A 12,020-nucleotide genomic window follows, 5' to 3' on the forward strand; every position below is an offset into this window, starting at 1 on the left:
ATCCAATACGAGCCGATAATGACGCGAGAAGAGATGCGCCAAGCACTTTTTGAATATATCGAAGTTGATTATAATCGAACAAGAAGGCACAGTGCTCTTGGGTATCTAAGCCCAGTTAACTTTGAAAAACAATATGTCGCTTAATGCGGTGTCCAGTCTGACTGGAGCAGATCAGTCTGTAACGATATCCCTGATGATTGTGTTGCCGCTGGTAATCCTTGTACTGTTAAGTATGAAATAAAAAAACGTGGAAGAAGATAAGATGAATATCAAAGGTATGTCCTTTATTATAATGATTTTTACTTTAGTCGGTTGTCAAAGCACAGCAACTATTTACCCTCCTAGCTATAAGATTTTAGTGGCTGGTGATACGCTTGTTTACGATGGAATGATTACCGGAGATGCTGTGCTTGAAGCTCTACGTGTTGTTAGAGAAAACAATAATCCAATTAAAAAGCTTAAGATCACTAGTCCTGGTGGAGATATGGGAGTAGGCATTGAGTTTGGTTATTTTATCAAGGAGCATAATCTCGATGTAGAGGTTAGTGAGTTATGCTTTTCTTCCTGTGCAAATTATGTTTTACCAGCAGCAAAAAGTGTGGTGATTAACACGAATTCGTTAATTGGTTGGCATGGTGGCGCAAAGCAATCGGATGAATTATGGGAATTAAGTGTTCCTAAGAAAGATAGACCAGCGTTTATGGCTTATTTAAATCGTTTACGAATAAAAGAAACAGCGTTTTTTGGCTATGTTGGTGTTGATCAAAAAATCACTTCGTATGGACAGATTATAAAGAATAGCTGTCAAATTAAGCAAAAAACAGATGGTTGGTATTACTCCATCGAAGACCTACGTAGAATGGGTATTAAAGATATTGCAGTCAAGGGAACAGGCTTGTTAAATGAAATAGAATATAAAAGTGAGAGAGGGCAAATAGATACGACCAAAACCAAAGGTGGAAAGCTAACATCTTGTTTGATCGAGGATGTTTTTGATAATAAGTAATTCTTCTGAATGGCGAGTCACGGTGGGTTTTCTCTTCAGGTCGGATCAAGAGCTAGAAGCCAAATGCCGCTAAATTAGCGGCATTGTTCATTGTGCTGCACTTGGACTAATGTAGGCAGTAGTACCCCATAGTGGAACGGTTGAAAGGCTGTGCTTGAAGCTACTGTCAGTTTCTTTGGTGGTATATGAGAGGTAGAGTAGGGTTTGGTTCTCTGAATCATAGATACGTCTAACTTTCATTGTTTTGAAAAAAATGCTCTTGGATTGCTTAAAAACTACTTCACCTGATTTTGATTTATCAATTGTGGCGATCATTTCAGGTGTAATTTCGCCAGTCTGACGACAAGAGATAGAACTATCACTCGGATCAGCAAGAGAGAAATCAGCTTCAACAGAAGCGATATGACAAGTTACACCTGATATTTTGTCATCATTCAAATTTCTTAATGAAATATCTTTTAATGAAAAAATCCCTAAATCAACACTACCTACTTCATTATCAGAACAGCCTGAAAGTACGGTTGCAATACAGACCGCCATTAATGTCTTTTTCATTGGTAACTCCTTGTTATATGGTGTCTTTTTGTAATAATTTTACTATCTTTGTTCAATCTGAGACAAAGATGTATAATGGTTGTGTAAATAAGTATGCATCCTTCATAGTGAAGAGACCCAGAGAGACGTCGCCAACTTCATTGTCCGAACAGCCAGCTAACATTGCGATGATACTGGCTGCTATTAAGGCTTTTTTCATAAGAAGTCCTTTTTATTTATATCGTTCTATTTACTATCAGGAAATTGAAAGCTTGGATATGAGTGTAGAGCTTTTCGTTGAGTTCTTAAAGGCTTGTTGTGGTTAATGAAAAACATTAGGCTCTTAAAGTGCTTGTTGGCCTTAGTCATGCTCTGTATGCTTTCTATCTTTAGATCGGCTCTTTTGTCGACCATGTGTTGTTCCGAATCACGGTGATGTTTGGAATACTAAACGTAGGTACTAAAAGAATGAATAATGAAATACCTGAAATTGCACATCAGAAGAACCATTGGCTATTTAGCCAACTGGATATTGCATACCCCGCGAAAGAGAGCCTTCTTGGTTTAGATGTCTATAAAAAACAACTTTCCCAAAAGACTTATCAGCTTCTCCCACAAGACCAAACTCCAACTCAAATTGATGAACTGCATAAAGTCGACTTTCATAAATTGACGGTTCTTTTTTCACTGAATCAAGCCAGCGCCTACAAAGATGAAACCGAAAGAGCGAATATTTTGGAGTTCTTAAGTCAGATTATGTTGTCGGAAGCGCACACCTTGTTTATTGGCACTCAAAATGGCGATGTTGTGGCGAGCGCGATTGTCACTGAAGGTGAGGATTGTCTGTTGCTATCGGATATTGTTAACAACAATGATCAAGATATCGAAGGCTTTGCTAAACAGCTGCGTGACTTTTTGGTACGAGATCATGTTTTTGGCGATAAAGTTTGGATCGAGAAATAAAGGTGCTTTGATAAGGCGTTAATCTGAGTACAATGCTCGTTTTTAAAAAAGGGGGAATTGTGTTGTATGTACAAGCTATTGATCTCAATCGCTGTATTATGCGTTAGCGCTTTTTCTCCAGCTATTTCTGCACATGGTTGGGGTGTTAAACAAATCCTAGTGTTGCACTCCTACGAACCTTCTTATCAATGGACCGCTGACCTCCAAAAAGGGATAGACCGTGCTTTCAGTCAATCTCAAAGCGAAGTTAAACTCTCAATCGAGTATTTGGATTCAAAACGTGTCCACAGCCCTCAGTACTACGACTCTCTCGCGAGCTACTTACGTACGAAATATGCCGGTTATAAATTTGATGGCGTCATCGTAACAGACGATAACGCGGCCAATTTTCTTAAATCTCTGCCTGATTTGATTGATAGAAGCACACCGGTTGTTGCTGCTGGCATCAATGATTTCAGTACTGACATGTACGCAGTGTCTGATAGAGCAACCGTGCTTTATGAGAATGATCAGATAGACGTTAATATTAAGCTGATTTGCAAATTAAGACCTCATCTAAAGAACCTCTATTTTATCAATGATTCTAGTGTAACTTCCGAACTGATTCACACAGAAATTCATCGCATAATGGCTGAGTTTCCAAATGTTAATTTGGTCGAAATTCGTGATCTATCACTAGAGCATACCAGCCAGTTTTTGGAAGGGATCTCGGCAGACGATGCGGTTTTGCTCAGCCACTACAACACAGAGTTGAAACAAGGCCTTTACCATACTTACCAAGAGGTAGCAGATACCTTATCTAAAGCGAGTGCTGCGCCGGTGTTTGCTTTGTGGCAGTTCTATATTTCGGGCGAGGTACTCGGTGGCTATGTGAATCACTCACAAAGCATAGGTGAAGAGGCCGTTGATGCCCTCGATAAGTATATGGATCTCGGTTTCGCCCCCTCGTTCGTACCGGGTGATAACCAACGCTTTGTTTTTAATTACCTTGCCATGAAAAAATTTGATATCAGTGAGGATGCACTACCTGAAAAATCGGTGGTAATCCATAAACCCGCTTCTTTTATACGTAAGAACCTTCAGTTGCTGGTTGGTTTGAGTCTGGTTATTTTAGCGTTAAGCTTAATTGTCATCATGCAATTTATTACGTTACGTCAAAAGAAAGAGCTCGCTAAAAAAAATAAACGAATCTTATCGCTACAGAAGCAGACACTCAGTGTTCAAAAAGACATGATTCATGTTTTGGGGGAAGCCATTGAAACGCGCTCTGGTGAAACAGGCAATCACGTTAAGCGTGTCGCCAAGTTATCAGCGTTACTTGCTAAGCATTATGGTTTGAGTCATCGCGAGATTGAGATGATAGAAATCATCAGTCCAATGCATGATGTGGGAAAAATCTCTGTTCCTGAATATATTCTCGATAAGCCTGATAAGCTAACGGAAGAAGAGTGGGTTATCATGAAGCAGCACACTACTGCGGGTTATAATTTACTGAAAAGTGGAGCTGGTGATATCACCAACCTTGCGGCGATCATTGCTTATGAGCATCATGAACGCTGGGATGGAAAAGGGTATCCGACAGGCAAAGCTGGTGAGGACATTCACTTGTTTGCTCGCATTACCGCCGTAGCTGATGTCTTTGATGCGCTACTTAGCGCCCGTTGTTATAAAGAACCATGGCCATTAGAGAGGGTTGTTGACTTGTTTGAGCGAGAGTGTGGTCGTCAGTTCGATCCTAAGTTGACCACGTTGTTGTTAGATCATTTGCCTGAGTTCATCGCTATTCGTGATACTTCTCCAGACACAAGCAGTGTCGAATATGTCTCTATGTCTGTAGGTGAGCCACAGACACTTCAGGCGTTGGTCGCGAGCTAACTCTTCACCTTTTTTCGCTGTTTTTTATTCGTAATGTTCAACGCTATCCATTGACTGAGTCCTCTAGTTAATGATTAATTGATGTGTATTTTTTTCGCCTGCCTTGAAGCTCGTTAGCACAGATTTCTATTTTGAACTGATATAGAACAAAATAGAAATACCAAGCAGCATTTGGTGCTACACAATCATGATTGAACGAATGATATTTGATGTTTATCTACAGTCATAAGGTGATCTATCGCATATTTCGCGAAGAGAAATAAGCAGGGATCGATAAAATGTTATCTGAATCATCCCGTTTGTTGGCATAACCTTATAGGATAAAGCTTGGATCAAATGTGAGTGAAATGTCTATGCGATTAGAGCAGACAAAATGTGTGATTTTCGATTGTGACGGAACACTTATAGATAGTGAAAAGCTGTGCTGTCGCGCTTTGGTGAACGTTTTTAGTGGCTTTGGGGCGAAGTTGAACGTCAAAGAATGCTACGCGCACTTTCAAGGTGGTAAGCTGGCAGATATCTTAATGGATACACAAGAGCGTCTTGGGCTATCTATCTCGATTGATACCCTTGAACCGTTATATCGCACTGAATTAGAGACCCTATTTCAGCGTCATTTAAAGCCAATGGACGGGGCAATTGAGCTTATTGAATTTCTCAAACAACAAGGCATTGAGTTTTGTATCGCTTCCAACGCACCGAAATCTAGAGTTGAATCTTCATTGGCGATGACAGGTATGCTCGATGACTTCAAAGGTAAAGTGTTTTCAGCGTTTGATGCCAATAGTTGGAAACCAGAACCTGATCTGATTATGTACACGGCCATGAATATGGGCTTTTTACCGAATGAATGCATCTACGTGGATGATACGCTGAAAGGGATTGAGGCTGGTGTTCGCGCGGGAATTCAATCGTTTCGATTACGCCCAAGTATTGATGAAGCCATCGTAGAACCCGAAGCCGGCTCAGCAGAACTCGCGGCTCAGGATATCTACAGTTTAGATGAGATTTCAGTTTGGATTAATGGCAAACACTGCTCAAGTGGTGGTATGCAGAATTCGGCAGCTTTGGTGGGGTAGAACCTAGTTGAAGGCTGACTACTTTACCTAATTGTTCGGTGTGAAAACCACAAGATGCACAGGTGAACTTTTCTCCACTTTCTGAAAGTAGATATTCGTCGTGTTGACATAAAGGGCATGTAATATTATCGGTGTTTGGTGCTTCTGTTTTATTCATTATGTGTCACCTGCAGCAAGAGGGTAAGCGAAAAAAGACCCGTTACATAATGTTACCTCTAAGCTTGAATTTTAAACAGTTTTAGCCATTGGTAATCTATTCCCTTTGCGACTTGCTTCATGGTAATGAGTATTTTCTCGTTAGTGATCATGGTTTTCGTTATTAACGTGATTCAGTAAAGAAGGACTCATAACGAGTCCTTCTGAGTTTGTTTTAATTCTCACTCGCTCAAAGTCTGAGATGGCGAAACTGACACTTCTGTAAGTTTAGATACGGCATTTGATGAGTTTGAGCGACATCTTTAATCACATCAGATGATCGACGGATGATATGTCGATTGACTTATAACCTTCACCAAATCTTGTTAGCCAAGTGAAGGCAGTAACCCTACTGAAATAAGAATTTGAATGGCAATGATAAACACGCCAACGCTACCCGCTAAAAACAACGCTTTGCTTCCTCCTAGCACTTGATATGTCGCTTCTGGACTTTGAGGCTTCACAGAGAAATCAGTGTAACGAACTTTGTAGACCATCACTGTTGGTAACAGAATTGCGAGCACTGACAGTGCGATGGCTGCGTAGCCTAACGCCATGATAAAACCTTGTGGGTAAAATAAAGCAAAACCCAGTGGTGGTAAGAAAGTGATAGCGGCTGTCTTTACACGTTTTGCATTGCCTAGTTTCTTACTCAAAGAATCACCCATGAATTCAAACAACCCCAAGCTTACCCCAATAAAAGATGTTAGCAGTGCGAGGTCTGCGAACACACCGACGATCACGTTTAGGTTTGATTGATGAACGGTTTGTGACAGTGAGACTAAAAGCGCACCCAAGCTAGTATCAGAAAGTAGTTGCTCTTGGCTTACGACACCCAGAGTCACACTCTGCCAGAAAACGTAGATAATCAATGGCAGGGCAGAACCTACAATCATAACCTTACGTAAAGAACGAACGTCGCCATCTAGGTAACGAACGATCGATGGAATGCTGCCATGGAACCCAAAAGAGGTGAAGACAACAGGAATCGCCGCAACAATCAGGCCTTGTTGTAAAGGCATACTCAGTAGGTATTGAGTTGTGATGTTGGGCGCGAGGAAGCTAAGTACTAGTACCATCGCAACGAGCTTTAAACCAAATAAGACGCGGTTAACTTTATCAACACTGTGGGTACCAATCGTTACAACACCAGCAACTAACAGGGTAAATAAAAGGGTTGTGATCTGGCCGTTGAGTTCAATACCGGAAATATCCGAGATACGTTGATTAAACTGTGCGCCACCACCCGCGATGTAAGCGGCACACAAAGCGTAAAATAGAAACATCACCGCAAAGCTCGCAATCCATTTTCCTTTTGTCCCTAAAATGTTGTGAGCTAACGTGTGTAGGGTTGCATCAGATTCTGAGAATTGGTGAAGTTCGACCATTAATAGCGCAGTAAAAGCCATTAATGCCCATAAACCCAGCATCAAGAAAAGTGAAGTTGAAAAGCCAATACCTGCAGAAGCAAGTGGAAGAGCGAGCATGCCAGCACCAATTGTGGTGCCTGCAATGATCAAAGTACTACCAAAAACCTTTGATTTATTCATTGTATATAATTCTTTACGTTAGGGTGTATTTTTATTGTAATTCTTCTGGCTTAAGCGCATAAACCCAAAGAATATCTCGAYTTTGATGTATTCTGATTGAGTTTAATACCAAAAGCAATGATTGATGTAATCAAAAATAACCACTGTAAACTCATGTTTACGATGTTGTGAATTAATCGAGATTCAATGCTAAAGCAAACGTTTGACCATGATCAGCTTCGAAATTGTTAGAGTAATTTGTTGTACTTAGTGTAAGGTGACAGTACATATGTCGTTCGCGTATACCCCTTTAGCGTAAAAAAGCGTTAATGATCGCGAGTAGCTTCAAGCTATAAATATGGAATGGGTAGAGTAGAGTGCGTTCATCAAAGTGACATAATATAAGTCCAAGATGGTGCACTGGTTAATAGGACATCATGTCCACATAAAGGAATAGAGGGGGCACAATGAGTGACCAATCTTATAATGACGAAAGTCTAGAGTTGTTAGATGCTATGGAAATTGGCATTGATTTGTCTGACTACGAACAGACAGTGAAACCGTTAGCAGAAGAGCTTTTCAAGTCTTCGAACTAAGCTTTAAGATCTTTAATTCAGTTTCAACGGAAACGCTTTTAAAGCTAAAAGTTTTCTTAGCTAACGCTTCTTAAAGTGAGCAATTCTAAACTGAGCAACTCTCATTCGCTCACACGTCATATCAAAACTATCCTCATTAAAGTTCGCGAAGATAAACGAGTACGTTTACTCTGTTACTTAGTTCTCGATACTTTAATGAGGTTCAATGAACTTTCTCGCACACCTTCACATCGCCAAGCACTGTAACAGCAACTTAGCCGGTAACCTGTTAGGTGATTTTGTTAAAGGCAATCCTAATAAACGCTATTCTGATGCACTTTCTGACGGTATTAGGCTTCATCGATTTGTTGATAGCTATACTGATGGTCATGATGTATCTCGTTCTGCAAAATCGCTTTTCTCAGACCAAACACGACGCTTTGCGCCTATTGCACTCGATGTCTTTTGGGATCACTGCTTAGCCAATCATTGGGCACAGTTCTCGCAGCAGACATTAGCGCGTTTTTGTTTCGATAGCCATGAGCAGATCTTTGAACATCAAGAGCCACACTGGCCAGAAAATTTCGTTATGGTTCATCAGAAAATGGCTGAGCATAGATGGTTAGAGAGCTATCAAGAGATGTCATCTATAGAGGTGGTATTGCAGCGAATGGCGTTGAGAAGGCCCAAACTCAGTATGCTCGAGGCATGTTATGATGACCTCGAACGTCACTACGACACGTTGCAGTGTCACTTTTATGAGCTTTATCCCAACGTGTTAGAAGAAGCGAAGCAGTTTAATGCGCTTCAAATGAAGAAAAATCAAAAGGAAAGGTAAACAGCGTAATGCAGGTTTGCTACAATCCGCGCCTATTTAATCTTTGAGCATCATACTATGTCTGAATCTACAAAATCTTTTCACCAACTAGGATTATCTGAGCATCTTCTTGCCACGCTGTCTGAGCTTAACTTTACGGCTCCGACCAGTGTTCAAGAGCAAGCGATTCCATTGGTATTAGAAGGCAAAGATGTACTGGCTGGTGCTCAAACGGGTACCGGTAAAACGGCCGCGTTTGGTTTACCGATTATTCAAAGATTAATCGAGACGAAAGACAACGTGATTCCGAACCCTAAGCTCGTTCGCGCGCTTGTGTTAGTACCAACTCGTGAATTGGCACAACAGGTCTTCGATAACGTAACTAGCTACGCAAAGGGCACAGACATTAAAGTCGTGGTGGCCTATGGCGGCGTGAGCATGAAGGTGCAAACGGATAACCTACGCGGTGGTGCAGATATTCTTGTCGCGACGCCTGGTCGTCTTATCGATCACATGTTCACTAGGAACATCATGTTGAGCCAAACAGAAGTGCTGGTACTGGATGAAGCAGACCGTATGTTAGATATGGGTTTCATGCCTGACATCAAACGTATTCTTTCTCGCATGAACGAAGTGCGTCAAACCCTGTTCTTCTCTGCGACGTTTGATAACAAAATCAAAGCGATTGCACACCGTATGATGCAAAAGCCAAGTGAAATTCAAGTAACACCAAAAAACAGCACAGCAGAGACCGTTACCCAGATGGTTTACCCGGTAGATAAATCGCGTAAAAGTGAATTATTGGCGTATTTGATTGGCTCAAAGAATTGGCAACAAGTGTTGGTGTTTACGAAAACGAAGCAGGGCACAGATGCTCTTGTTAAAGAGCTTAAGTTAGACGGTATCAAAGCGGCATCAATCAATGGCGATAAGAGCCAGGGTGCGCGTCAAAAAGCATTGGACGATTTCAAATCAGGCAAAGTTCGCGCGTTGATCGCAACCGACGTAGCAGCCCGTGGTATCGATATTCAGCAGCTAGAACAAGTTGTGAACTATGACATGCCATTCAAAGCGGAAGATTACGTTCACCGTATCGGACGAACGGGTCGTGCCGGTAACAGAGGTTTAGCGATCTCTTTGATGAGTCAGGATGAAGCTTACCTACTGGGTGATATTGAGCGATTACTTGATACGCGTTTGCCTCAAGAGTGGCTAGAAGGCTTTGAACCAAGTCTAGAAAAAGATCTCGCGCCCCGCAGTAAGAGTCGTTCATCAGAAAAACGCAAGATGAAGGCAAAGCTCAAAATCCACCAAAACCGCGGTAAAGCGCGTCGAAAATAAGCGATTTTAACGCTTAACTCCGCTTAATTATGAGTACATATAAAAACACTCCGTGACAGTTAATTCTGTCATGGAGCATTTTTATATTAAACTAACTTCGGACCTGAAAAAGCGTTATCAAGATTCATTATGCTCAGGGTTATACTTCCATTTGCAAGGTACGTCATAAATCAGTTCTTCTAGGCTAATCGGGTTAAGCTTCCACTCTTCTTCAACACCAAATTGACTGATCATTTGCGAATTAAACATTTGCCAATGCTTCATTAGAGCTTCTTCAGGTGTCGTTACCGTTTCATTTTCATTTTCGTTCCATGTGCTTTCCATAAACGGGGTTAGGCACACTGCTCCATTGGCATACATGATCATTTGCCACTTTATTTCATTAATATTAACGATGTTGTCTGGATTGCTATCATTGTATTGATCTGCCAGCTTACCGATTTCATCTTCAAGACTCCCCCCATTACTGATGAAATAATCAACGAGGTTATCTTCTTGACGCACAGAATCCGATAGGAGTTGTATCGGTCGACGAAAGTGAATCATGTTGCTAAAAAGATGCATAGTAAACAAGTAGATTGAAATATTTGGCGTGACGTCTTTTGGTAATTCTTGTATGACTTTACTAATGTAAGACTGAAAATAGTTGTGCAAGCAATCACTTATTGCATGCCATATTTTCTCTTTACTACCAAAGTGATGACGGATAAGACTATGAGATACCCCCGCTTTTTCACTGATATTACGTAACGACACTCGTTCATAGCCTGAAGTGCAAAACAGTTCTGCTGCAACAGCCATTATTTGAATTTGAGTTTCTTCAGCGTCTTTCGCGCTTCTTCTTCCTTGCTTTTTTACCGTCATCTTGATTTCGTACGTTTACTTGATTTATATATTCTACACTGTTTGGACTTAAATAAGAATATTGTACTGACGGGCAGTCAATCTGATGAGTCTCGACATTCAAAAAAATGCTCAGTGATGTGCGCACACACAACGATGGAATCAAGCGTCCCATATATTTTGGGAAAGGTTTATTTAGCTGCTGACTTTAATAACGGAACCTGTGATGTTCCATATTATATGGGGAAAGTGTTTACTAAGGGGGGAGGGATTAAAATATCGTTAGGCCAATTCTCTCTATTAACCGAATGTTTTATGACTACTATATTGTGAATAGGAGATGACGCTAGTGAATAATAGAAAGAGAGGCTAGATAACCAAACGCAGATCAAGGTCAACTGGTTTTGGCATGGCCAATAGATAACCTTGATACATATCGAAGCCCAAACTTTGCATCGCTGCGAGTTGCTCGGGAGTCTCAATGCCTTCTATGACCGTTTTTGCGCCAATTTGGTTTGCAAGTTCAAGTGCTTTCTCCATTTCGAGGTGCTCGCCATTCTCGAAGTTGAGCATCACGGATCGGTCTATTTTGATAATGTTTGGGTTGATGTAACGAACTCGGTGTTCTGTTGATGCTTGTGTTCCAAAGTCATCGACTGCAATTTGAAATCCGTTTTTGGCAAGTGACGTGGCAGCCTTTTTTAATCGTTCCTCACTTATAGCATTCAACTCGACTAACTCCATGACGATCTGTTGGCATGAAAGATTAAGCTCTAGTAACCGTTTAGCTAACAGGCCATCGCTGACATTTTTTGTCGCAAACAACTCGCCAACGTTAGGAAGAACGTTCAAAAATAAATCTAGATGCCGAACCGTTGATTGTGCAAAATTACGGATATGTATCGCACGACTGAGTCTTTCGACATTGACCTTATCTGTGTAGGAGGTTTCGTCTGAATGGAAAAATTGATCAGGACGGACAACCTCACCTTGACGATTAGATATACGAACCAAAGCCTCCACACCGACCTGGGTTGTAGAATGATCAAATATCGGTTGATAAACACTTTTCAGTGTTAGGTTTTGATAGTGGGCAATAAATTGCCTATCAGAATCCATAGATATGCAATTACTAAATTCACTTCTGTCAGATAAAATCATAGTCGCCAATAAAAATGCTTAATCTTATAACGGGAGAATACGTTACATGTGTCACAATATTGACAGGTGTAGGTAATTTGTCAATTAATTAAAATAAAATAT

14 protein-coding genes are annotated in these 12,020 nt (G+C 40.9%); 8 read left to right on the forward strand and 6 right to left on the reverse strand.

Annotated elements, in window-relative coordinates; genetic code table 11:
• On the forward strand, nucleotides 1-144 hold a 144-nt coding region (locus tag L4B77_RS17625), incomplete at its 5' end, for an IS3 family transposase (RefSeq protein ID WP_429752033.1).
• A gap of 103 nt (nucleotides 145-247) precedes the next feature.
• The gene (locus L4B77_RS17630) at nucleotides 248-1,006 is read left to right on the forward strand and encodes a hypothetical protein (RefSeq protein ID WP_429752017.1); all 759 of its coding nucleotides are present in this window, start codon (nucleotides 248-250) and stop codon (nucleotides 1,004-1,006) included.
• Nucleotides 1,007-1,093: 87 nt separating this feature from the next.
• Here the strand turns inward: L4B77_RS17630 and L4B77_RS17635 are convergent, their stop codons facing one another.
• Both L4B77_RS17635 and L4B77_RS17640 read right to left on the reverse strand, forming a co-directional pair.
• Nucleotides 1,094-1,561 carry a CreA family protein gene (locus L4B77_RS17635; protein ID WP_429752019.1) on the reverse strand — a complete coding sequence of 156 codons (468 nt, stop codon included), beginning with the start codon at nucleotides 1,559-1,561 and terminating at the stop codon, nucleotides 1,094-1,096.
• Nucleotides 1,562-1,613: 52 nt separating this feature from the next.
• Entirely contained in the window at nucleotides 1,614-1,760 is a 147-nt protein-coding gene (locus tag L4B77_RS17640; RefSeq protein ID WP_372092064.1) for a lipoprotein, read from the reverse strand.
• Between the two features lie 248 nt (nucleotides 1,761-2,008).
• On the opposite strand from L4B77_RS17640, the gene L4B77_RS17645 reads away from it, so the two are divergent.
• The 3 genes from L4B77_RS17645 (at nucleotide 2,009) to L4B77_RS17655 (ending at nucleotide 5,457) form a co-directional block, all read left to right on the forward strand.
• On the forward strand, nucleotides 2,009-2,503 hold the full coding sequence (locus tag L4B77_RS17645; RefSeq protein WP_372065794.1) for a hypothetical protein: 495 nt from the start codon (nucleotides 2,009-2,011) through the stop codon (nucleotides 2,501-2,503).
• Nucleotides 2,504-2,569: 66 nt separating this feature from the next.
• The gene (locus tag L4B77_RS17650) at nucleotides 2,570-4,378 is read left to right on the forward strand and encodes an HD domain-containing phosphohydrolase (RefSeq protein WP_429752021.1); all 1,809 of its coding nucleotides are present in this window, start codon (nucleotides 2,570-2,572) and stop codon (nucleotides 4,376-4,378) included.
• A gap of 353 nt (nucleotides 4,379-4,731) precedes the next feature.
• The gene (locus L4B77_RS17655) at nucleotides 4,732-5,457 is read left to right on the forward strand and encodes an HAD-IA family hydrolase (RefSeq protein WP_261840746.1); all 726 of its coding nucleotides are present in this window, start codon (nucleotides 4,732-4,734) and stop codon (nucleotides 5,455-5,457) included.
• Here L4B77_RS17655 and L4B77_RS17660 read toward each other — a convergent pair.
• Nucleotides 5,399-5,614, reverse strand: coding sequence for a hypothetical protein (locus L4B77_RS17660; protein ID WP_429752023.1), 216 nt, complete (start codon nucleotides 5,612-5,614; stop codon nucleotides 5,399-5,401). The genes L4B77_RS17655 and L4B77_RS17660 overlap by 59 nt on opposite strands.
• Nucleotides 5,615-5,978: 364 nt before the next feature.
• Nucleotides 5,979-7,202 carry an aromatic amino acid transport family protein gene (locus L4B77_RS17665; protein ID WP_429752025.1) on the reverse strand — a complete coding sequence of 408 codons (1,224 nt, stop codon included), beginning with the start codon at nucleotides 7,200-7,202 and terminating at the stop codon, nucleotides 5,979-5,981.
• Between the two features lie 446 nt (nucleotides 7,203-7,648).
• Here L4B77_RS17665 and L4B77_RS17670 point away from each other — a divergent pair, with 446 nt between their 5' ends.
• The 3 genes from L4B77_RS17670 to L4B77_RS17680 all read left to right on the forward strand — a co-directional run bounded on the left by L4B77_RS17670 (nucleotide 7,649) and on the right by L4B77_RS17680 (nucleotide 9,914).
• Nucleotides 7,649-7,777, forward strand: coding sequence for a hypothetical protein (locus L4B77_RS17670; protein ID WP_261839961.1), 129 nt, complete (start codon nucleotides 7,649-7,651; stop codon nucleotides 7,775-7,777).
• A gap of 205 nt (nucleotides 7,778-7,982) precedes the next feature.
• Nucleotides 7,983-8,594 carry an acyl carrier protein phosphodiesterase gene (locus tag L4B77_RS17675; protein ID WP_429752027.1) on the forward strand — a complete coding sequence of 204 codons (612 nt, stop codon included), beginning with the start codon at nucleotides 7,983-7,985 and terminating at the stop codon, nucleotides 8,592-8,594.
• 57 nt (nucleotides 8,595-8,651) lie between these two features.
• Nucleotides 8,652-9,914, forward strand: a complete 1,263-nt coding sequence (locus L4B77_RS17680; RefSeq protein WP_429752029.1) for a DEAD/DEAH box helicase — start codon at nucleotides 8,652-8,654, stop codon at nucleotides 9,912-9,914.
• A 117-nt stretch (nucleotides 9,915-10,031) separates the two neighbouring features.
• Here L4B77_RS17680 and L4B77_RS17685 read toward each other — a convergent pair whose 3' ends face one another.
• Entirely contained in the window at nucleotides 10,032-10,778 is a 747-nt protein-coding gene (locus L4B77_RS17685; RefSeq protein WP_429752031.1) for a TetR/AcrR family transcriptional regulator, read from the reverse strand.
• Nucleotides 10,779-11,126: 348 nt separating this feature from the next.
• Nucleotides 11,127-11,918 (reverse strand): EAL domain-containing protein, encoded by a 792-nt coding sequence (locus L4B77_RS17690; RefSeq protein WP_261840747.1) that lies wholly within the window; start codon nucleotides 11,916-11,918, stop codon nucleotides 11,127-11,129.
• Between the last annotated feature and the right edge of the window lie 102 nt (nucleotides 11,919-12,020).

Source organism: Vibrio minamisatsumaniensis, from assembly GCF_050337445.1.
Taxonomy (GTDB): Bacteria; Pseudomonadota; Gammaproteobacteria; order Enterobacterales; family Vibrionaceae; genus Vibrio; species Vibrio artabrorum.